27 protein-coding genes are annotated in these 21,442 nt (G+C 33.6%); 4 read left to right on the forward strand and 23 right to left on the reverse strand.

Annotated elements, in window-relative coordinates:
* Positions 1-67: 67 nt before the first annotated feature.
* The gene (locus P2Q73_RS11270) at positions 68-289 is read right to left on the reverse strand and encodes a YozE family protein (RefSeq protein WP_275787052.1); all 222 of its coding nucleotides are present in this window, start codon (positions 287-289) and stop codon (positions 68-70) included.
* Between the two features lie 154 nt (positions 290-443).
* On the opposite strand from P2Q73_RS11270, the gene P2Q73_RS11275 reads away from it, so the two are divergent.
* Positions 444-2,270 (forward strand): methyl-accepting chemotaxis protein, encoded by a 1,827-nt coding sequence (locus P2Q73_RS11275; protein ID WP_275787477.1) that lies wholly within the window; start codon positions 444-446, stop codon positions 2,268-2,270.
* Between the two features lie 88 nt (positions 2,271-2,358).
* Here P2Q73_RS11275 and msrB read toward each other — a convergent pair whose 3' ends face one another.
* The 16 genes from msrB to P2Q73_RS11355 form a co-directional block, all read right to left on the reverse strand.
* Positions 2,359-2,769 carry a peptide-methionine (R)-S-oxide reductase MsrB gene (gene msrB / locus P2Q73_RS11280; protein WP_275787054.1) on the reverse strand — a complete coding sequence of 137 codons (411 nt, stop codon included), beginning with the start codon at positions 2,767-2,769 and terminating at the stop codon, positions 2,359-2,361.
* A gap of 5 nt (positions 2,770-2,774) precedes the next feature.
* Positions 2,775-3,290 (reverse strand): peptide-methionine (S)-S-oxide reductase MsrA, encoded by a 516-nt coding sequence (gene msrA, locus P2Q73_RS11285; protein WP_275787057.1) that lies wholly within the window; start codon positions 3,288-3,290, stop codon positions 2,775-2,777.
* 13 nt (positions 3,291-3,303) lie between these two features.
* Positions 3,304-3,876, reverse strand: coding sequence for a YpmS family protein (locus P2Q73_RS11290; RefSeq protein ID WP_053589634.1), 573 nt, complete (start codon positions 3,874-3,876; stop codon positions 3,304-3,306).
* A gap of 13 nt (positions 3,877-3,889) precedes the next feature.
* Positions 3,890-4,699, reverse strand: a complete 810-nt coding sequence (locus tag P2Q73_RS11295) for a GDSL-type esterase/lipase family protein (protein WP_275787060.1) — start codon at positions 4,697-4,699, stop codon at positions 3,890-3,892.
* Positions 4,700-4,757: 58 nt separating this feature from the next.
* Positions 4,758-5,597 carry a DegV family protein gene (locus tag P2Q73_RS11300; protein ID WP_275787063.1) on the reverse strand — a complete coding sequence of 280 codons (840 nt, stop codon included), beginning with the start codon at positions 5,595-5,597 and terminating at the stop codon, positions 4,758-4,760.
* A 57-nt stretch (positions 5,598-5,654) separates the two neighbouring features.
* Positions 5,655-6,398, reverse strand: a complete 744-nt coding sequence (locus P2Q73_RS11305; RefSeq protein ID WP_275787065.1) for a lysophospholipid acyltransferase family protein — start codon at positions 6,396-6,398, stop codon at positions 5,655-5,657.
* Positions 6,391-6,882: a dihydrofolate reductase gene (locus P2Q73_RS11310; RefSeq protein WP_275787067.1), complete on the reverse strand. Its 492-nt coding sequence runs from the start codon at positions 6,880-6,882 to the stop codon at positions 6,391-6,393. Before P2Q73_RS11310 ends, P2Q73_RS11305 begins: the two co-directional genes overlap by 8 nt.
* 21 nt (positions 6,883-6,903) lie before the next feature.
* Entirely contained in the window at positions 6,904-7,848 is a 945-nt protein-coding gene (locus P2Q73_RS11315) for a thymidylate synthase (protein WP_275787070.1), read from the reverse strand.
* A 65-nt stretch (positions 7,849-7,913) separates the two neighbouring features.
* Positions 7,914-8,489, reverse strand: coding sequence for a YpjP family protein (locus tag P2Q73_RS11320; protein WP_275787072.1), 576 nt, complete (start codon positions 8,487-8,489; stop codon positions 7,914-7,916).
* A gap of 392 nt (positions 8,490-8,881) precedes the next feature.
* Positions 8,882-9,661 (reverse strand): class I SAM-dependent methyltransferase, encoded by a 780-nt coding sequence (locus P2Q73_RS11325; protein WP_275787075.1) that lies wholly within the window; start codon positions 9,659-9,661, stop codon positions 8,882-8,884.
* Positions 9,658-10,095: a BrxA/BrxB family bacilliredoxin gene (locus P2Q73_RS11330; RefSeq protein ID WP_275787078.1), complete on the reverse strand. Its 438-nt coding sequence runs from the start codon at positions 10,093-10,095 to the stop codon at positions 9,658-9,660. Before P2Q73_RS11330 ends, P2Q73_RS11325 begins: the two co-directional genes overlap by 4 nt.
* A gap of 205 nt (positions 10,096-10,300) precedes the next feature.
* Positions 10,301-10,441 (reverse strand): hypothetical protein, encoded by a 141-nt coding sequence (locus P2Q73_RS11335; protein ID WP_172794332.1) that lies wholly within the window; start codon positions 10,439-10,441, stop codon positions 10,301-10,303.
* A 221-nt stretch (positions 10,442-10,662) separates the two neighbouring features.
* Entirely contained in the window at positions 10,663-11,088 is a 426-nt protein-coding gene (locus P2Q73_RS11340) for a hypothetical protein (RefSeq protein ID WP_275787082.1), read from the reverse strand.
* 44 nt (positions 11,089-11,132) lie between these two features.
* On the reverse strand, positions 11,133-11,834 hold the full coding sequence (locus tag P2Q73_RS11345) for a DUF421 domain-containing protein (protein ID WP_275787085.1): 702 nt from the start codon (positions 11,832-11,834) through the stop codon (positions 11,133-11,135).
* Positions 11,835-11,870: 36 nt separating this feature from the next.
* A complete protein-coding gene (locus P2Q73_RS11350) occupies positions 11,871-12,122 on the reverse strand; it encodes a hypothetical protein (protein WP_053589653.1) in 252 nt (83 codons plus the stop codon).
* A 111-nt stretch (positions 12,123-12,233) separates the two neighbouring features.
* A complete protein-coding gene (locus tag P2Q73_RS11355; RefSeq protein WP_275787090.1) occupies positions 12,234-12,998 on the reverse strand; it encodes an alpha/beta hydrolase in 765 nt (254 codons plus the stop codon).
* A gap of 132 nt (positions 12,999-13,130) precedes the next feature.
* On the opposite strand from P2Q73_RS11355, the gene P2Q73_RS11360 reads away from it, so the two are divergent.
* Complete coding sequence (locus P2Q73_RS11360; protein WP_056829674.1) at positions 13,131-14,012, forward strand: LysR family transcriptional regulator; 882 nt, start codon at positions 13,131-13,133, stop codon at positions 14,010-14,012.
* A 51-nt stretch (positions 14,013-14,063) separates the two neighbouring features.
* Here the strand turns inward: P2Q73_RS11360 and P2Q73_RS11365 are convergent, their stop codons facing one another.
* From P2Q73_RS11365 to P2Q73_RS11385, 5 genes are all read right to left on the reverse strand, one after another.
* The gene (locus tag P2Q73_RS11365; protein ID WP_275787096.1) at positions 14,064-15,176 is read right to left on the reverse strand and encodes a conserved virulence factor C family protein; all 1,113 of its coding nucleotides are present in this window, start codon (positions 15,174-15,176) and stop codon (positions 14,064-14,066) included.
* Between the two features lie 21 nt (positions 15,177-15,197).
* Positions 15,198-17,081 carry an ABC-F family ATP-binding cassette domain-containing protein gene (locus P2Q73_RS11370; RefSeq protein WP_056829670.1) on the reverse strand — a complete coding sequence of 628 codons (1,884 nt, stop codon included), beginning with the start codon at positions 17,079-17,081 and terminating at the stop codon, positions 15,198-15,200.
* Positions 17,078-17,713 carry an HD domain-containing protein gene (locus P2Q73_RS11375; protein WP_275787099.1) on the reverse strand — a complete coding sequence of 212 codons (636 nt, stop codon included), beginning with the start codon at positions 17,711-17,713 and terminating at the stop codon, positions 17,078-17,080. Before P2Q73_RS11375 ends, P2Q73_RS11370 begins: the two co-directional genes overlap by 4 nt.
* Before the next feature lie 478 nt (positions 17,714-18,191).
* Positions 18,192-18,302 (reverse strand): YjcZ family sporulation protein, encoded by a 111-nt coding sequence (locus tag P2Q73_RS11380; protein ID WP_082460860.1) that lies wholly within the window; start codon positions 18,300-18,302, stop codon positions 18,192-18,194.
* A 341-nt stretch (positions 18,303-18,643) separates the two neighbouring features.
* Positions 18,644-20,323: a formate--tetrahydrofolate ligase gene (locus tag P2Q73_RS11385; RefSeq protein WP_275787103.1), complete on the reverse strand. Its 1,680-nt coding sequence runs from the start codon at positions 20,321-20,323 to the stop codon at positions 18,644-18,646.
* A gap of 150 nt (positions 20,324-20,473) precedes the next feature.
* Here P2Q73_RS11385 and P2Q73_RS11390 point away from each other — a divergent pair, with 150 nt between their 5' ends.
* On the forward strand, positions 20,474-20,677 hold the full coding sequence (locus P2Q73_RS11390) for a cold-shock protein (RefSeq protein ID WP_053589680.1): 204 nt from the start codon (positions 20,474-20,476) through the stop codon (positions 20,675-20,677).
* Between the two features lie 37 nt (positions 20,678-20,714).
* On the opposite strand, the gene P2Q73_RS11395 is transcribed toward P2Q73_RS11390, so the two are convergent.
* Positions 20,715-20,897 (reverse strand): zinc-finger domain-containing protein, encoded by a 183-nt coding sequence (locus P2Q73_RS11395; RefSeq protein ID WP_275787107.1) that lies wholly within the window; start codon positions 20,895-20,897, stop codon positions 20,715-20,717.
* A 117-nt stretch (positions 20,898-21,014) separates the two neighbouring features.
* Here P2Q73_RS11395 and P2Q73_RS11400 point away from each other — a divergent pair, with 117 nt between their 5' ends.
* Positions 21,015-21,407: a reverse transcriptase-like protein gene (locus tag P2Q73_RS11400; RefSeq protein ID WP_053589682.1), complete on the forward strand. Its 393-nt coding sequence runs from the start codon at positions 21,015-21,017 to the stop codon at positions 21,405-21,407.
* Positions 21,408-21,442 lie beyond the last annotated feature (35 nt).

Genomic DNA, 21,442 nt, shown 5'->3' on the forward strand with positions numbered 1-21,442 from the left:
AATACCTCATTTCTATAACGTTTCGGCTTAATGATACCGTTTTTTTAGTTTAAATGCAACGATATTGCTAGCGTACCGCTTCATAATATGACTCCCAAAGTTCATCAAAAACTGTCGCACTCATATCAGGATGTGCAAGTTCTTCAATATACTTAGAGAGCTCATCAAATGAAGTCTCTGCTTTTGGAAAATCATGTTGATTAAACATCGTTTCTGCAAACAAACTCTTTTTATCCTTCTTTCCTCCTCCTCGGTATTTTAAAACATATAAATAAAATGATTGTTTCATATTACACCTCCAACTTTAGTCATGAAGTCATAGATTTCAAAAAAACATGTAGATAATTCTATCTAAAACAAGTAAACTTTAAAGTAATCAAAAAGCATTACAATTAAAGGGGTTGGTATGATTGTTAAAGAGGTTCAATAAAAAAATTAAACCTATGAATTCAACAAAAAAGAATAAAAAAGAAAAGAAGACCTTAAAGATTAAGAAAATACCTTCATTAAATTTATTTAGTAAAAACAAAAAAGCGAAAAATTTCACTTCCATCTCTTCCAAAAGGAATATTGTAAACTCAATTAGAGGTAGAGTAATTATTATCTTTTCAGTGCTAATAGTAATCTTAATATCCATGTTAGTATTGACCTCTAATAAAATGTATACATCTCAAAAAGCTCTCGAGAAATTTACGAACGTTGATATTAAAGAACAAATGATGGTAAATCAAATTTCAACGGAAATTGCTCAACTAGCTAACGCAGAACAGAGCTATATCATAACCGGTAAGTCAAATTATATGGCAAGTCATAAGAAATATAAAGATGCAATCATAACACACATTAAAGAATTGAATAAAACATATAGAAATCGACCAGAGGAATTACAAAAAATATTATCAATTGATCAGTTTTTTACAACCTACCTACAATATTCAGATCGTGTAATTAATATCCGAGATGAGCAAGGCATTGAATCTGCACAAAAACTAGTAAACGCAGGTAACGGGAAAACAGCAATGAATTATATTGATGTACATATAGCTGCAATGAACGAACTACTAGCCGAAAAAAATGCAAATCAAATTGCCCTTTTAAAAAAGGAAAATAATACTGCAATGTATTTGTTCATTGCTCTAACGGTATTCTCAGTAGCTTTAACATTATCTTTTGGTATTTACTTATTCTATTCCATCAAACGTAGTACGAATTCTATTAACCGATCTATATTAGATATAGCTCAAGCTGGCGGTGACTTGACTAGAAGAGTAAAAGTTAGATCAAAAGATGAATTTGCTGAAATTGCTGAAAGTACAAACGTTTTAATCGCCTCTATCGCAAATTTAGTAAAACGTGTAAGTTTACTGACTGAGAATGTTTCTGCAAGCGGACAAGAGCTCATGGCTTCTTCTGATGAAACGGCAATAACAATTCAATCGATAGCTGATTCTACGAACGAAATCGCTGCAGGAAGTGAACAAACAATACGTAGTATGAATGTTGCCATTCAAAAGATGAATTTACTAGAAGAAGCAACAAGATATTTGAACAATGATGCACAAGCAGTTAAAGATGCAACAGATCAAATGATGACAGCTGCACGTAAAGGTGGAGAATCAGTACAGCACTCTTCTAATGTGATGATGAGCATTGAAGAGACAATGGCCAACACTTCTCAAACTGTACAAGCACTTGGTACAAAATCGTATGAAATCACTTCTATCATTAAAACGATTACCGCAATTGCTGAACAAACAAACCTTCTTGCCCTAAATGCAGCTATTGAAGCTGCTCGAGCTGGAGAACATGGACGAGGCTTTGCCGTAGTTGCCGATGAGGTTCGTAAACTTGCTGAGCAATCTCAAAATGCTGCAAAAGAAGTTACAGGAATTGTTACCTCCATTCAATCCGAAGTTACTTCCATCGTAAAACAAAACCATGAAGGTGTAGAAAATGTAATTCGTGGTGTGGAAGTAGCAAATGAAACAAATGCATCATTAGAGCAAATAATGAATCAGACAAATGAAACGATTACAATCATCGATAAAATGGTAAAACAAATTGAAGAAACGCTTAACTTTAGTCATGAAGTTGCTGCTTCTTTCATTGAAGTTAATCAGATTGCTGAAAATACAGCAACTAATACAGAAACATCTGCCGCCGCAGCTCAGGAAGGTTCAGCTGCAATGGAAGAAATTAATGCTTCTGCTGTAGAGTTATCAAATCAAGCAGATGAGCTTAGAAATGTTGTCAATGAATTTAAGTTATAATAATAAAAGCACAGAAGATATTGCTCTTCTGTGCTTCTTTTTATTAGCGCTTGCCGCAAGATAAGTCGCTTCTTAGTCGCCACTTTATTTAAAATAATTTAACGTATTCTTCGTAGCCTTCTTCGATAAGCTTTTCTTTAGGAATAAATCGTAATGCAGCAGAATTAATGCAATATCGAAGTCCTGTTTCTTCTTGTGGACCATCAGGGAAAACATGTCCTAAATGTGAATCAGCTGTTTTACTTCTTACTTCTACTCTTCTCATACCGTGACTATCATCAAATTTTTCTATAACCTCTTGATCCTCAATTGGTCTAGAAAAGCTTGGCCATCCACACCCTGCATCATACTTGTCTTTTGAATGAAACAAAGGTTTGCCAGAGACAACGTCTACATATATACCTTCTTCAAAATGCTTATCATACTCATTTTGAAAAGGAGGCTCTGTACCATTTTGTTGTGTTACATAAAACTGCATGTCTGTTAATTTTTCTTTCATTATATTTACCCCCAATTTTTTTCTTTGAAAGCTGCTCTTCCAGATCCAACATAATAACGATTATAATGGGTAGGATTTTTTTTGTAATAATCTTGATGATAAGCTTCGGCTGGATAAAACTCTTTAGCCGGAAGTATTTTTGTAGCCACTTTTGTTTGAAACTTATTCGATGCATCTAAATCAGCTTTTGATTTCTCTGCTTGAACTCGTTGTTGCTCAGAATGATAGAAAATAGCTGTCTGATAGGAAGAGCCTCTATCGAAAAATTGACCATTATTATCTGTCGGATCAATATTCATCCAAAATATTTCTAATAATTTTTCATAAGGAAATATTTCTGGATTAAACGTTATTTGGACTGCTTCATAATGACCGGTTGCATTGGAACAAACTTGTTCATACGTCGGATTTTCAATATGGCCACCTGTATAACCAGAGATCACTTGTTCAATTCCATCATAAGTATCAAATGGCTTCACCATACACCAGAAACAGCCTCCTGCAAATGTTGCTTTTTCCATTTCTTTTTCCTCCTTACTCAGATGGGATAATTATTTCTAAAGTAATGATATCTTCCTCTAGATTTAATTCTTTTGCTCGAACACGGACTCCTGAAGACATCGGTATGCTGGCTAATTGGATAAGAACTTCCTCTTCTTCCGGTTTTACGATCATCCATTGTGGCAGCTGAATTGAATCTTTTAATACTTTTAGCACTGTTTCTGGAGGAAGCTGTAGTTGCCCAATTTCTACAGAAGATTGCTCCAAACGAATATTCCCATTTTCCTCAACAAAAGGTTCAAAGAATAATTTTACAGGAAGAACAGTTGAGAAAATTGTTAACTCTGAGGAAAGTATCACCTGATCTTCTATAGTCAAATTCACCGGAAGCGGTTTTCCCTCCATAGCTTTCTTCATAAAAGTATTAGCAAGTCCTTCAAAATCCTCTTTTGTCGCGTTAACTGTAAGGACATTTCCTGTAACATTTGGAGTTTCTAATAGGACATCTGATGATTCAGATGGAGTAGAAATCCAATAAAAAAGTCCGATTATTGACCCTACTATTAATAGTATTAATAAAAAAAATGCAATCTTCCATTTGTTCATCTCTCTCAACTCCCTAAAACAACAATTCCCTATTTTGCTCATCAATAAAACCACAATTATTTAAGGAGCTTATGATAGAATCTTTCATTAATTGATATCCCTTACTATTGGGATGAAAAAAGTCTGTATGATACACTAAATTGGCATTTGTATCAAAATGCTTGTCAATAGGTATGTAACATGCATTTTTGTCCTCTTTTGCTATCATTTCGATAGTACTATTCCATTCCTCAATTATTGTTTTAAATTCATTCTCTTCATTCGATACGACGGTTAGAGGGTTATAAATTCCTATTAAAACTATTTTACCATTACTATTAATCTCTCGAATCTTCTTCATGATTTTCACATAATTATTCTCGAATGCATCTAATCCCTTTTGGAATGGCTCAACTTTTAAATCAAATAATTCTTTTTTAACGATTTTCATCAAATCGTTTCCACCGATCGTAAGAGTTATTATATCTGCATTTCTAATAGCATAATCAAAGTCACCGTTATTCATAAGTTTTAATAATTGGTCGCTTCTTCTACCTCTTAATGCAGTATTGGTTAAAATAACATCTTCTATTCCTTTATATTGTAATAGTTCTGTCTTTAATCTTCCAATATATCCATCTCTTTTCAATTCATCTCCAACACCTTTCGTTAGAGAATCTCCCATTCCGACTAATTGTATAGTCCTAGGAAAAAAAGTATAAGGAATTACATACTCCTCGAATTGAATCGCTTCTTTTTTGGTAAATTCTATAGCAAATTGTTCCTTATTTGTACAACCGGTTAAAAATATAATAATACAGAATAAATATAGGACGTACTTCATTCCTATCCCCTTTCGATAAAATAAAAGCAGGGACAAATCCCTGCTTTTCCTACGTAAGTTAATCAGTCATATACATAAAACCAATAGCTCCTGGACCTGTATGTGTACTTATTACAGGGGAAGTAAATGATACTTGAATATTCTTAAAACCAGTTTCCTCTATTAGTTTCATTAAAGGTGTTGCCATCGAAAATCCATTTGCATGCGAAATCCCAACAGCTTTTACTATTTTTCCTTTTGTATCTTCTGTAAATTGTTTAAACAAATGACTAACTACTTGTTTATGACTTCTTACTTTTGCAATTGGTGTATATACACCATCTGTTAAATTAGCAATCGGTTTTATAGAAAGTAGTGACCCTATTATTGCGGTGCCTTTACCAATGCGACCACCTTTTACTAAGTTATCTAATGTATCAACTACGACATATAAATTTGTGTTTGACCGTATTTTTTCAATTCTATTTAAAATAACTTCTAAACTTTCACCATTTTTAGCCATTTTAGCAGCCTCTTCAACTTGAAAAGATAAAGCAAAGGAGATAAATTTAGAATCAAAAACTGTTACATCAGAATCAGTCATTTCAGCAGCAGCTTGAGCGGATTTAACTGTTCCACTCATTCCACCTGTCATATGTATAGATAATATTTGATCTCCATTTTCTCCTAACCTATCATACAGCTCTTTAAAAATACCTACTGCAGGTTGAGAAGACTTTGGTAAATCCTTTGATGATGCCATTTTTTCTAAAAACTCTTCTGGATTTATATCTACACCATCGGTATATGATTCACCATCAATTTGTATCGTTAGTGGTACTACATGAATATTGAAGGCTTCAATCAGCTCTTTTGATAAATCAGCTGTTGAATCCGTTACAATATGAATTTTAGACACATGATCCCTTCCTTCCTATATATCTTTATTATAAGAAGAAGTGAAGTGTTATGTAAACTATTTGCTATTTAAATTCATTTCAAAGTAACGTTTATTAATAATAGAATGAACCTCTTCTAAGACAATTTTAGAATCCTTCATTTGAATACTTTCTACACTATATGATGGTAGTATAGAAATTTGAACTTTTGCTGCACGAATTTTGTTGTTATTTTTCTCCATAATATATGAAGTACCTTGTATAACAATTGGTACAATAGGTACTCCTGCATCCTTAGCTATTCGAACAAATCCTGATTTAAATTCTCCGAGACCATTACCTTTGTTTCTCGTCCCTTCTGGAAACATTAAAATAGAATGGCCATTTCTAAGATGCTTCACTGTATCATTTATAGACTGATAAGCGCTTTTTCTGTCAGTTCGGTCCAAAAAAATGCAGTTCATCTCAGTCATCCACTTTGCTATTAATGGAATTTTCTTCACTTCTATTTTGGATATAAATCCAAAAGGTTTAGGTATATAAGTAATTAATGCTGGGATATCAAAATTTCCTTCATGATTGCTTATAAAAAGTACTGGTCCTGTTGGAATATTTTCTAGACCAGTAACTTCGAATGTACTTTTTGTTCTTTTTAATATTCCAGAAGCCCATCTTTTTGGTGTTTGTTGCACAAGTTCATCATACTTTTCGATAGACAATTCGTTTTTTTGAGCTTTTACTTGATGAAGTATCGGCATACTTGCAGGTAAGTAAGCAAATAAAAACCCAAATGTTCTTAAAGAGGTAAACAACTTAGTCATTTACCTTTCTTTCGTAAACTAAATAGGCGAATGTAATGCCTTCAGGCGTTTGAAAATCCTCCGAAGTATCAACAAGGTCCCATTCGTCAGAACTATACGTCGGAAAAAAAGTGTCCCCTTCAAAAACATTTTGTATAAATGTTATATAGAGTCGATCCGCTTTTGGTAAAACTGCTCTAAAAATTTGTTCTCCACCAATTATCATAACTTCCTCGTGGAAATCCTTCGCAATATTAATCGCTTCTTCGATCGTACTTACTACATCTGCACCTCCTACTTTATAAGAAGGATTTCTTGTAATCACAATATTTTTTCTTCCAGGAAGAACTCTTCCTATCGATTCAAAAGTTTTTCTACCCATTACCATTGCCTTGCCCATCGTTTTATTTTTAAAATAAGCTAAATCTCCAGGAATATGCCAAGGCATCTCGTTGTTTAAACCGATTACTCTGTTTGGATCATGTGCTACGATTAATGAAATCATCATTTTATCTCCTTTACTCCCTTACACCGCAATAGGTGCTTTAATACGAGGATGTGGATCATATCCATCTAAAGAAATATCCTCTACTTCAAAGTCAAAAATAGAATTTTTATCATTAGAAAGTAATAGTGTAGGTAACTTTTTTGGCTCACGTTGTAGCTGCGTTTCGACTTGATCCATATGATTTAAATATAAATGAGCATCTCCAAGTGTATGAACGAATTCTCCAACTTTCAATTGACATTCTTTTGCTATTAAATGTGTTAATAATGCATACGAAGCTATATTAAAAGGAACACCTAAAAATACATCTGCACTTCGTTGATACAATTGACAGGATAGCTTCCCATTCGCCACGTAGAACTGCATGAAAGAATGACATGGTGGTAGTGCCATATCATCTACTTCTGCAGGGTTCCATGCTGTAATAATATGTCTTCTCGAATCTGGATTGTTTTTTAACTGATTAATAAGATTTTGAACTTGATCTATCGTTTGTCCATCATTACCTGGCCACGATCTCCATTGTTTTCCGTAAACTGGACCTAAATCACCAAATTCATTTGCGAATTGATCATCAGAAAGTATTTTAGAACGGAAAATCTCCATTTGTTGTTCTACAATTGTCTTAAATGTATGGTCATTCTCTGCTCTTACACCAAAGTTGGTCATATCTGGCCCTTGGTAGTTTGGACTATTTACCCATTTCTCAAAAGCCCATTCATCCCAAATATGATTATTTTCCTTCATTAATGTTTTCACATTTGTGTCCCCTTTAAGGAACCATAATAATTCACTCACAACTAATCGAAATGCTGTCTTTTTCGTTGTTACAAGTGGAAAACCTTTCTCTAAATCAAAACGCATCTGATAACCAAAGACACTTTTCGTGCCAATACCTGTTCGATCTTCCTTTATAACCCCATTATCTTTAATATATCTGCATAAGTTTAAGTACTGTTCCATTGGAATTCCCCTTTTTTTAATTTCTATTCATTCTAAGCTTCCTATTATAATAAAAAAGCTCTCATTTATGAGAGCCACTTAGGAGGTGTATTTTTTGACCAATAAATTTCTCCTAATGCATAATGCTTTGAATATTTGTCTTCTGCAAGATGATAATGAAAATTAAAATAATACCCATCTTGTGGTTTTTTATCTGTTCTCACATGAAATCGGATTAAATCTTTTCTAGTTTCATTATTATAAATGTTAAATATTTTCTCGTGATATTCTCCTGATGGCTGCTCGGTTATAGCCAAATTTATGACTTTATCTTGAGCCACTTTAGCAACCGTTGTATCAATCACTTCCTGTATACGTGGGAAGATGATTTCATCAAATTCATTTTGGATTACAGGACCTATACGCTCGCCAAACTTTATGTATGATTGTTCTCTTGCTGCTGTGGAAATAGAATCCGTTAATGCTAGACCCTCATCAATTTCTACCTGTTCATAACCGATGTTCTCTACATTTGAATGAAAAGACTTTTCTGGATTTTTGTTGTCTAATAAATGCTCCCAAATAAGATGATCCGGAGAGATTAGACCGAATGTTAGCAATGCTACCGTAATAATAATTGATTTTTTAATCCATTTCTTCAACAAATATCACCTTCAATTTTGACCATTTTTTAAAGACCCATTATGATTATAAACGTTTTGGAGAACAAAAGGTTTCTAAATCCTCTCTTTCATTGTACAATAAATGTTGTAAACATACAGTACGTTTTTTGAATAAGGAGGAGAATTTATTATGAGTACAAGCTTAGTAATTGGAATTGGATTTTTATTTTTATTAGGATATTTAACTTCTCTAAACTTTACTGACTAAGTTCAAACGTTCTCGGTTTGTTTTGGACAGATTTTTCCGCGTGTTTTTTATAAAAGAGAGTCGTGACGATAGTCACAACTCTCTTTTTTTCGATACATATATGGCTACCACGTATACAGACAACAACTAAAAAGAAACGCTTTACGTTTAGCAAAGCGTTTCTTTATATTTCAATGATGCCATAATGAAATTTAGAGGTCTGTCGGGTAAGTCTATGAAATCCAAATCTTTCAAATAAATCCGAACGGAAATGAGCTTTTACAACTACTCTTTTCTTTGCAACTCTTTTGGCTTCTTCCACCCACTCCAGTGTTAATAAGTGATGTTGCCCAATTGCTCGGAGTGGTTGAAAGTTTGAGGACTCCTCAATTAACTCTTCAAACATCGGGTCCATATATACTACATCAAATGAGTTGCTTTCTGTTGCTTTTAATGCTTCCACAGCATTCACATGTGCTAATTTCACATTTCTCATACATGTTTTTAACTCAACAAAATCAGTCTCATAATTTTTTAAACCAACTGACACAATATAGGCAATGATTTCATTTACTTCACATGCATATACAGTACCCATATCCCCAGTTGCATAAGCAGCAATTATGCTATCCGAGCATAATCCAGCAGTTGCGTCGAAAAAACTATTCCCTCTTTTCAGATTTGTTGCTTCTAAAAAGGAATCAGATTCACCTTTTAGAAGCCTTTTCAACCGAAATGCAGCGGAATTTGGATGAAAGAAAAAAGGAATATTTGAGCCATTAGCGTAGAACTCTAGTCTTTCCTTGCTAACTACTAATAAATCCGAGTCATATTGTTCATGCATAGCTCTTACAGATTTCTTACTCCGATTTACATAAGATATAGAAAGCTCAGTTGCAATAGTTTGTGCTTTTTCAATAAATGATTCATTTGTTCTTCCAGCTGTAGTTACGATTGTTTTCATGAAGAAACGATTTGGGTAAGCACACCAGACAAATGATCTTTAATAGTTTCCATCGAATTACTTTCTATTTGTTCACGTGGGATAAAGTATGCCAATTCTTTATCTTTCCATATTGCAATTGAAGGTGAGCTTGGAGGAATCTCCTCGAAATAACTTCTCATAGTCGCTGTAGCATCTTGGTCTTGTCCGGCAAATACTGTTACTAGATTATCCGGTTTTTTGTCTAACTCATTAACTGCGGCAACTACTGCTGGTCTTGCTAAACCTGCAGCACATCCACACACTGAGTTAATCATTATTAAGGACACTCCCTCAGCGTTAGCCATATGATTCTGTACATCCTCAGGGGTTACTAATTCTTTAAACCCAGCATCTGTTAACTCACTTCTCATTGGTTTTACTACTTGTTTCATATATTCATCGTACGCGTTCATCTATTCTCCTACTTTCGTTGATTCTCAATTTCCCTTTAACTTAAGGGATTTCTAATTTATATTCTACTCATGTTTTCTTGTTTTTTCACTTTTTTTCACTTATTATTTTTATTTTCGTACAAAATCATTTTTAATAGAGCCAAATAAAAAAACACCGTTCAGTTTTGAACGATGTAATTTACTACCCTAGTTAATGGATAAACTTTTATTGACTATTATCTTCTTGCTGTTCTGTTGGTTCTTCACTTGGATCTGGTTCATCTTCATCTACACCATTGCATCCAAACATTAAACCTGTTGATAAAATAACAGTCATAATTGAAAGCACATATTTTTTATAATTCATTCTAAACCCTCCATACTTTATTTACTCTTGTTAATGTTCTCTTAAAACTGAAAAATATGCATAATACATTTAAAAATTTCGAAATGTTTATGATTCATCATTTCTTTCTTAATGGAACTAATAACCCTATACCAAATAAAGTATAAAAATAAATACAAAGAAAAAAAATGATAGCAAAATAACTTCGTGATTTGCTATCATTTTTTAAGTTGGTTCAAAGATTATTTAGAGAGTTCCTTATATGCTAATACTTTTAATGCTAACATTTCTTCTTCTGTTAAAGTACTTTCAAGTTTATTAAAAATCTCCTGTTTTTCCTCTGCTGACATACCATCTTGTGATTTTGCTTGAATATCTTGAATATCACTGATTTTAAACTTTTTGGCTAATACTCTAGTTGCTTCTTCTTTTGTTTGGAATGGAAGTTTGCTACTATCTACATTTTTACCTTCCTCAATAAACGCCTGTAACTGAGGATCATTGCTGATTTCTTGTTTAATATTCTCGAGCTGACCACTATTTTCTAATTCTACTGCTACCTTATCCATTACTTGATCGGCAACTAGTTTTGGAGCAAAATAGTATGCAGCAATAGCTATTATTCCTACAATAACTATAATACTTAAAAGAACTTTAATAAATTTCATCCTTATCCCCCATCTACATTAAGAATTTTCACTTTCGAACACTGTTATTTATACAAATAGACCTTCAGTTCCTCATTGCTATCAATCGTTGCTAATAGTATATCATGTATAGGTACATTTAGTGTTATCGCTCTATTCTCTAACCAAGTAATATCCTTACCTGCTTGTTTTAAATACTTGTACTCAACCTTACCATTTTTTATAACTGTTAATGGTAAACAAAAAGGATTTTTAACCATCTTCATATCAGATGGAGTTAAAGGTTGAAATTGCGGTGACATGAAAAAAGAGATTGTTCCATCGGGCTCCCAGATTGCTAGAGCGACTTGGTCAATTTCTTCTATACTTGCTTTTCTTGCTTCGGATAATAAGTGGTCCAATGTAATTCTTGCTTTCGTCAGACCCTTATACTTTATTTCTCCATTTTTTATTAAAGGAAAAGGATTCGGCTCCAGCCATTTTCTAAAAGTATTTGATTTTAAACTCAAAAGTACAATAGTCAAATACAAAATAGTTAATACTGCTGTAGTAATAAGGGATCCTTCTAATCCTAATTTTTCGTCCGATAGTGGATGTGCTAATATGTTTCCAAGTACTAAAGCAATAGTGAAATCAATTAATCTTAACTGAGAGATAGATCTCCTTCCCATAACTTTAGTTGCTAGTAACAAGAAACCGAATGAAACAATTGCTCGCAATATCCACTGGATTGCTGTCAGAGACTCTTGTGCATAAAAAAAATCCATTTTTACTCCCCACTTCATATCCAACGACTTAATTTATTATAGAACTTTATTGTTTTTTGCTTTATATTCTGAAACTTTATAATCTAAAAATGCACCACTAAGACCTAAAGGGAGTCCTCCAGCTGTTATCGAAAGAACAATAATAAATAAATTTAAGCTCTCTACTTTATTGCTTAACAATAAGAAAATAAACAGACTTCCTAGAATAGTGAACAATACGGAGAAATGGTAGGTGATATGAAGTTCATCCTTAACTAATTGTTCTTCTTTTTCATTTTGCTCATTCATATACTCCCTCTTCTCCGTCTAAGTCTTTTTATTATTAGCTTATTTTCAATTATTTACTCATTTTTTTCCTAAATTGTAAAAACACCTTCAAATGTTCGAAGGTGTTTCATTTTAAGCATATTTGTAAATAGAATCCGACCAAGCTGCTTGATTTAAAAATTCGTAGACATCCTCGCATACTTTATCTTTTTCTTTTCCTACAGTAATAATATGTCCAGACTCTTTATACCAAATTATATTTTTTTCGTTTGCCTCCACGTGTTCATGGATAAACGTTGCACTTTCTTTATAAATTTGATCATCTAATGCTCCTTGAAGAACAAGTGTTGGTGAAGTGATGGAGTTCAATTGCTCACATGTAATTTCTGTTAGCTCTGTAATTCCATTTAATGAATCGAGCGGTCTATTTTTTAATTCTTCTATTTCTTCTATAATTTCATCTCTTGATTTGCCCTCAAAAGACTTATATATCTTCGCATAGTTATATAATCTTTCAAACAAACCATTTGAACTGTTTCTCTTTATAGGTGCACACATAGTGACAACTGCTTTTACTGGAAATTCCTCCGCAACTTTTAATGAAAATACACCACCTAATGAAATACCAGCTACGGCTATTTCATCATATCCTTTATTTTTTAAATGATGATAACCTTCAACAGCGTCTTTCCACCAGTCTAACGGACTAGTTTGTAACAATTCTTCAGGCGTTACCCCGTGCCCGCTATACATTGGAGCATGGCAAGTATATCCCCTTTTTTGCAGATATTCCCCTAATCTTTTTACATCTTTTGTGCTACCAGTAAAACCGTGAAGTAATAATACAGCTCTCTTTCCTCCTTCAAACGTTAAAGATTTAGGTGCGACTACTTTCATTGGAATTTCCCCTTTATCAAGTTAAAGTGTTAAATTATTAAGATAATACTATCATTGACAACCAATAAAGTATAATTTATTATTTGTATCAAAATGATGCATAAAATGCATTAATTACTGGAGTCGATTTTTTTGGAATGGCAACGTTTAGAATATTTTCATACACTAGCAAAAATACAACATATGACACATGCAGCTGAAATGTTATCTATTTCCCAACCAGCTTTGAGTCGCTCTATAGCGGGACTAGAAGAGGAAATAGGTGTACCGTTATTTGATAGACAAGGTCGGTCTATTGTATTAAATCGCTATGGTCATATGTTTCTTCTTCGGGTGGAGAGAATTTTGAAGGAGATGAACGAGGGATTAGAAGAAATAAAACAATTGATTGATCCGGAGGAAGGAGAAGTGTCCCTTGGATTTTTACATACACTTGGTACAAGTTCCGTTCCAAATATTATTCGGGCATTTCACGAGCAATTCCCAAAGATTACATTTCAATTTACACAAAATCATACACATACACAATTAAAACAACTACTTACAGGAGATTTGGACCTTTGCTTACTCGCTTCGATGGTTGAAGAAAGTTCAATAGAATGGACAGAGTTATGGCGTGATGAACTTTATGTTATTGTACAAACTAATCATCCACTTGCTAATCGAGAAAGCATTACGCTAAAAGAAATAGCAGATGAATCATTTATTTCTATGAAAAAAGGGTATGCTCTTCGAAAAACAACAGATGAGATTTTTCAAGAAGCAGGTGTTACTCCAAATATTTCTTTTGAAGGGGATGAAGTAGCTACTATTGCTGGCTTCGTTGCCGCAGGGCTAGGTTTTTCTATACTTCCTGATGGTGGAGAAATAAATTCAAATAAAATAGCTAAACTACGTGTAAAGGAAGTTACATGCGAGAGGATTATTGGAATGGCGGTAGTAAAAAATCGTTATTTATCTCCTGCTGCCAAACAATTTCAGCATTTTGTACTTAATTATTTTCTGTATCAATAAAAAAGAAGCTCTTCTCTTGAGAGGAAAGCTTCTTTTTTTCTATCGTTTTTATTATTTTCGAGCATCATTCATTTGCTTCCAAACGGAACCTTTTGCTTCTTCCCCTTCTTCAATTCGAGCAATAGCCATTCGAATTTGGAGTTTAACTTCATATTCCTTGTCATCAATTGCTTCTTTAAGTGTCTGCAGTGCATCAATAGTACCTACTTCATAGAAATACATTGCTGCTCTCCAACGAACTAGTTTATTTTTGTCGAATAGAGCAACCTTCATCGCATCTGCAAATTGGTCAAATCCTAAATCACTCATTGCATCTCCAGCAGTTCTTCTAACAGCTGCACTTTTATCCTTTAACGCTATTTCTAAATAAGGAATTACTGCCTCATCCTCAATTAAACCTAGATAAACGGTAGCAAGTCTGCGAATGGACACCTGCTCGTCTTGAATTGCTTTAGCTAGTATTGGTAAATCTATTAATTCGGGATTGATCAAGTTATTAAGTAATTGGAATCTTTGTTCCCATTCGCTCGCTTCAAATTGTTCCAATGTAAATGGAACACGAATTGCAGATTTTTCATCACTAGGATGATCCTTCTCATCAATTAGTTGTTGAAGTTTACTTTGCGGAAATGTTGCTTCAAGCTCTTTAACTATTTGCTCGCCTATTTCTTTTTGCTCTCCGTAACGAACACCGAAATCTACCCACTTGCGTAATAAGATATAATTTTCTTTGTCACCCTCCATCGCGGTATCCAATGCATTTATGAATCGTTCGGATAAACCATAACGTGAATCAGATTCACTGTCAAAAACTTTTACTTGAAGAGGGATGCCTTTATATTGTTGTACATGTACATATACTTCACCGTAGTGGTCTATTGGCTTTTCACTAATAGTAGAATCATTTTCAGCACCAAAAACATTTTCAACAGAAGCTAAAATGGATTCCCAAGAAAACTTTGCGTTTCTTTCAAGTGCTAAGAAATCTGCAACATGGTAAACACCTTTCACACCTTCGATTTCCATAATTTTTTGGATTTCAATTGGTGCTCCATCGATATTATCTATTTTATAATTATGACTTTTGCCAAATGGTAGTTCTTTGTCGATTACTACTTTCATCGTATTCGGACTTGGTGTTGGTTCAATTGTTATTATTTTCACTTTGTACCCTCCAATTATCTTTTAAGAAGAAGCAAGCTCTTCTAAATAAGACCAACGTTCGATTAATTGCTCATATTTCTCATTTTCCTTATCCAATTGCTCCGTTAACTCTTGTAGTAAAGTAAAATCTGAGCCGGCTTTTGAAAGTTTTTCTTCTATTTCAGCTATAAGCTTTTCTACCTTTTCAATATCGACACTAATAGTTTCAAATTCACGCTGTTCTTTATAGGACAGTTTTTTCTTCTCTTTAGTCGTTGTTTTTATTTCGATTTCTTCTACTCTAACTTCCTCCAATTGTGAAGGATTCATTTTTTTTTCCTCTAAGTAATCCGAATATATCCCTAACCATTCTTTGACAGTACCATCTCCATTTAATATCCACAGCTTTTTCGCAATTCTGTCTAAGAAAAATCTATCATGGGAAATAGTAATTATTACGCCAGGGAAAGTTTCCATAAAGTCTTCTAAAACGGACAATGTTTGAATGTCTAAATCGTTTGTTGGTTCATCTAGTAATAACACATTAGGTTGTTCCATCAGCATTTTTAACAAAACTAGTCGTTTCTTCTCTCCACCAGATAGCTTGCCAATTTGTGTACCATGAGTATTTAAAGGGAACAAAAATCTTTCAAGCATCTGGGCAGCAGAAAATTTCTCTCCAGATCCCGTTTCGATTAAATTAGAAGACTCACGAACATATTCAATCATTCTCGTCTGCTCATTCATTTCAGGTAATTGTTGCGTAAAATGCATAAGCTTTACTGTTGAACCAACAATAATATCACCAGAATCCATTGGTATTTCACCAGCAAGCATTTTCAAAACTGTACTTTTCCCTACCCCATTTGGTCCAACAATTCCAATTCGATCTCCAGCTTGTAAAAGAAAATTAAATTCATCTACTATTTTTTTCGTTCCAAACTGTTTAGTAATAGAATTTCCTTCTAGTACTTGCTTACCTAATCTTGTCGTTGCAAGCTCCATTTCTAAATTCTGATTAGAATTGTCACGATCTATTTTTGATCCTATTTCTTCAAATCTATCTTTTCGAGCTTTTTGTTTCGTCGACCTTGCTTTTGCCCCTCTTCGAATCCATTTCAATTCGTTACGGTATAGATTTTGTAATTTTTGTTGAGAAGATGCATTCATTTCTTCGCGAATCGCTTTAGACTCTAAATAATCAGCATAATTACCGGAATGCGTGTATAGCGTTTTATCAGCTAATTCATAAATATGTGTTGCGACAGCGTCGAGGAAGTAGCGATCATGTGTAACAAATATAATGGCACCTTCTACCCGTTGAAGCATTTCCTGTAACCAGTCAGTAGACTCTTTGTCTAAATGGTTTGTTGGTTCATCTAATAGAAGTAAGTCAGCAGGTTCAATCAATACCTTTGCAAGTGCAACTCTTTTTTGCTGACCACCAGATAGATGTAAAACAGAATCTTCAAATTGGGTAATACCCAATTTCGTTAATGCTGTTTTCGCTAATGCATTTACATCCCAAGCTTGTAGGTCATCCATTTGTGATTGTAAATTCATCAATTTATCTTGTAATGCAGTTGAGTTGGAGTCTTCCATTAAAGCAACTAACGCTTCTTCATATTCACGGTTTATTTTTAATATAGGTGAATCTCCACCAAATACTGCTTGAAGGACCGTTTCCTCTTTCTCAAAGATAGGCTGCTGCTCTAAATAAGCAATTCGATATTTGTTTGGATTGTCACGCTCTATTGAATCCGCTTCTAACTGCCCCGCTATAATAGATAGAAATGTAGACTTGCCAGTACCATTTATCCCTATTAATCCTGCACGGTTCTGATTATTAATCGTAAATGCTATATTTTCAAACAGTGTTTTTTCTCCAACTGTTTTCGTTAAGTTTGAAATTATTAAATGACTCATATCGTTTCCCCAGTTTCTTTTCTTAAGTTTTGCAAAAAAGACTCCATAAAAGCATGTCTTTCTTGCGCAAGCTCTTTCCCTTTTTCCGTAAGCATTCCATCAGCAAGTAATAATAATTTTTCATAAAAATGAGTAACAGAAGCTGTTTCTGTTGATCGATATTCTTCAACGGACATATTTGCTCTAGGTGTTTCACGAAAGTCATAAAGCTTTCTACCTTTTGCTCCGCCATAGGCAAAAGTTCGAGCAATACCCACCGCCCCTATTGCATCCAACCTATCAGCATCTCGAACAATTTTCGCTTCTATTGTTTTAGGCTCTACTTCATTTCCACCATTAAATGAAATCGATCGAATTACTTCTTTTATATGGCTTACTTTATCATCTGGCAAATGTAGTAATTCGATAATACGATTTTCTTCGGATTTCTCATTGTCATTAGCATATTTAGGATCACTGACATCATGTAATAGTACTGCAAGCTCAACTATTTCTTGTTCTGCATGTTCACATGATTCTAAAATTTCTAATGCATTCTTTCTAACTCTTTCAATATGTTGAAAGTCGTGACTAGCATCAAAATGCTTGTACACTTCTTTGACTAATCGTTCACATTTTTCAATTGTATTCATCCTATCTAACTCCTTAAACGAACTCATCTTCTTATTATATACAATAACATAGTTGAACTGTATTAAGATGTATTATTATCGCTAAATCCTTGTAATATCAGGGTTACGAAGAGTAAAATAAGTATTTGAAATCAATTTATAAGGTTAATATAAATACAATAACGACGTATATACAAAAATAAGTGAGTATTGAAGGCAAAATATTAATATAAATGGTAATGATAGTTTATTAAAACCATTTTATTTTGTGTTGATTTTTTCTATTTAAATACACATATGAAAAGCGACTGACTCTATATAGAGAAAGTCGCTTTTTCTGAAGAGGAGATTTATAAAGAGATTGTATTGATATCATTTTTTATTACTTAATTAATAATATCTTTTAGTTCGTTTTGTAATTTAGAAAAAATATACCTTACGACTAAAATGAAATGTTGTACAAGCTTAAGCTTTCTGACCTAACTCCAACATACTTCCTTTAATAAATAAAAGATGCCCCAACAATTATAAGTAGGATAAACAATACAACTATTAAAGCGAAGCTGTTGTTTCCGTATCCACCATTTTCGCATCCACCATAACCGGACATTCTTAACCCCCTCCTTTCCTAATAATATTTATAAGTTATGAAAAGATTAAGAAATGGATAAGGTAATTTATCTCATATTAAAAATTAAATTTAAAATCTTTCTGCCCTTCTAATTAAGTATTGAGGTAATTACTCACAAATAAAAAGCATTAAAAAGTAAAAGTCTTTGAAGCCTTTTAGTAAAGCAAAGTTAGACAAGTGAATAAGAAATTAATTTTCGCATTGTTTAATCAGCTTTTAGAACCAAGTGCGGATACATTCGAGTAAATTACACTCGTAACCATTCGCAACGACGACATTCCATAAAAAAAGACTGCTAATTGAGCAGTCTTTTAAAAACGTTAAAACAATCCTATAGCTTCTCCTTTTTCATCAACATCCATGCTCAAAGCTGCTGGTTTTTTAGGTAAGCCAGGCATTGTCATAATATCTCCAGTTAAACATACTAGAAATCCCGCACCAAGTTTAGGTATTACTTCACGTACAGTAATTGTAAAGTCAGTTGGTCTTCCCATGAGCTTCGGTTGGTCGGATAAAGAATATTGTGTTTTTGCCATACAAATCGGTAATGCATCCCAGCCGAATGATTTAATTTGATCAATTTGTTTTATGGCTTCTTCCGTAAACACTACATTTTTCCCGCCGTATACTTTTTTTACAATAATTAAAACTTTTTCCTCGATTGTTTGTGTTACATCGTATAAAGGGGAAAAATGATTAGGCTTTTCCAATTGTTTTAATACGAGTTCTGCAAGATCTATTCCGCCCGCTCCCCCTTTTTCCCAAACTTCCGTTAGCGCAATAGCTATGTTCTTCTCTTTACACCAAGAAAGCATTGCATCTATTTCTGCTGGTGAATCTGTTATAAATTTATTTAATGCAACCACTGGTTCGATTCCAAATGCTTGTATCGTTTCAATATGCTTTTCTAGGTTTTTGATACCAACTAAAAGTGCATTTACATCTTCTTCCTTCAAGGCATCCTTTTGCTTTCCACCTTGCATTTTAAGTGCACGAATAGTTGCCACAATTACTACGGCATCTGGAGAAAAACCACCTTGTCTTGATTTAATGTGCATGAACTTCTCAGCACCCAAATCTGCTCCAAAACCAGCTTCTGTAATAACGATATCCGCTAAGTTTGTTGCTGTTTTTGTTGCAATAATGGAGTTACACCCATGTGCAATATTTGCAAATGGACCTCCGTGAATAATTGCAGGAGTTCCTTCTATTGTCTGCACTAAATTAGGTTTAAATGCATCTTTTAACAAAAGTGTGAGTGCACCTGCTACACCTAACGATCGAACTGTTACTGGTTCCTTATCATATGTATATCCGATTACAATCTGTGAAAGTCTTTCTTTCAAGTCTTCTAAATCCTTTGCAAGGCATAGCACGGCCATTATTTCAGAAGCTACAGTAATATCGAAACCATCTTCACGAGGAACCCCTTGTTTAGGACCACCGAGACCAATTGTAATATGACGTAATGCACGATCATTCATATCCATTACTCGTTTCCAAATAATCCTTCTAGGGTCTAAATTTAAATCATTTCCTTGAAAGAGGTGATTATCAATAAATGCAGACAAAGCATTATTAGCAGTAGTAATGGCATGAAGATCTCCATTAAAATGAAGATTAATTTGTTCCATTGGTAAAACTTGAGCAAATCCACCACCTGTAGCCCCACCTTTAATACCCATAACTGGTCCCAGTGAAGGTTCTCTTAGCGCAACAGCAACCGACTGACCTAACTGTTGTATTGCATCCGCGAGCCCAACAGTTACAGTTGATTTCCCTTCTCCTGCAGCGGTCGGATTAATAGCTGTTACTAATACAATTTTACCAGGGGTAGCTTTTTTAGAAATTTTAGTAGGATCTATTTTTGCTTTATAATTTCCATATAATTCTATAGCTTCTTTCGGTATTCCAATTTTTTCACTAATTTGATGAATTGGTTTCAATGTTGCATTTTTGGCAATACTTAAATCAGATGGTGTTTCTATTTTAGCATTCATATTTATCCCTACTTTTTTATTTTATTATATCCATATAAAAGTATATAAGAACGAAGCAAATTCGACATATTATTGACGATTCCTGGCATTTAATGGTATAGTTAAACTATCCATTCTCAGAATATTTAGTGGATCGAGGGAGGAACTATTATGCAACAGGGGAAAGTAAAATGGTTCAACAATGAAAAAGGCTACGGATTTATCGAGTACAACGATGGAGAAGACGTATTTGTCCATTTTACAGGTATTCAGGGAGATGGATTTCGAGCTTTAGAAGAAGGACAAGATGTATCTTTCGATATAATAGAAGGAAACCGCGGACCTCAAGCTGCAAATGTCATTAAAAACAGTTAATACAGTTCTTCCTGCGACAATTGGTCGTGGGACTTTTTTATTTAGAATTTAGTTTCTCTCCTACCTGTCTTATTTCTTCTCCCACTGTGCAAGAATGAATACAGAAATCATGGGCGACAGTCTTACCTTTTTCTTTGCGTAATAAGGTTTTTACAAAACAACCTTCGCAATAGGTATTTAATAAATAATCTATTTCATTTATTATTTGACTATATTTCATATTAATTCTCCTCGCTATAATAAATTTGATTGTACTATTTGAATGCTTCTATTTGCAAGTAAGCAACATGCAAACAAGTACATTCTGAAAAAAAATGATGAAAATCAGGTGATACAAATGCTTGAAGTGTATATTGATGGATCCACAACAGGAAATCCAGGGCCAAGTGGTATTGGTGTTTTTATTAAAGGGGAAGGTCATCATATTAAGATAAGCGAATATATAGGTATATATTCAAATCATACGACAGAATTTTTAGCATTGCTTAGAGGACTTGAAGAGGTACAAAAACTTACTTCGTCCATCATTTCAGTACGGACCGATTCACAAATTGTTTGTGCTGCGGTAGAAAAAAAATATGCTAAAAATGCAGAATTCGCAGCAATATTAGAAAAAATATTAAAGATCAGCGATACATTTGATTTTTTCTTTATAAAATGGATTCCAGATGAACAAAATAAAGCAGCGCACGCATTAGCTAGAGAAGCTGTATTAAAAAAACTGCCTTAAAAGGCAGCTTTTTTTCGTTTAATTGTACTTTCTTC

The organism is Bacillus sp. Cr_A10, assembly GCF_029222665.1.
Taxonomy (GTDB): domain Bacteria; phylum Bacillota; class Bacilli; order Bacillales_A; family Planococcaceae; genus Psychrobacillus.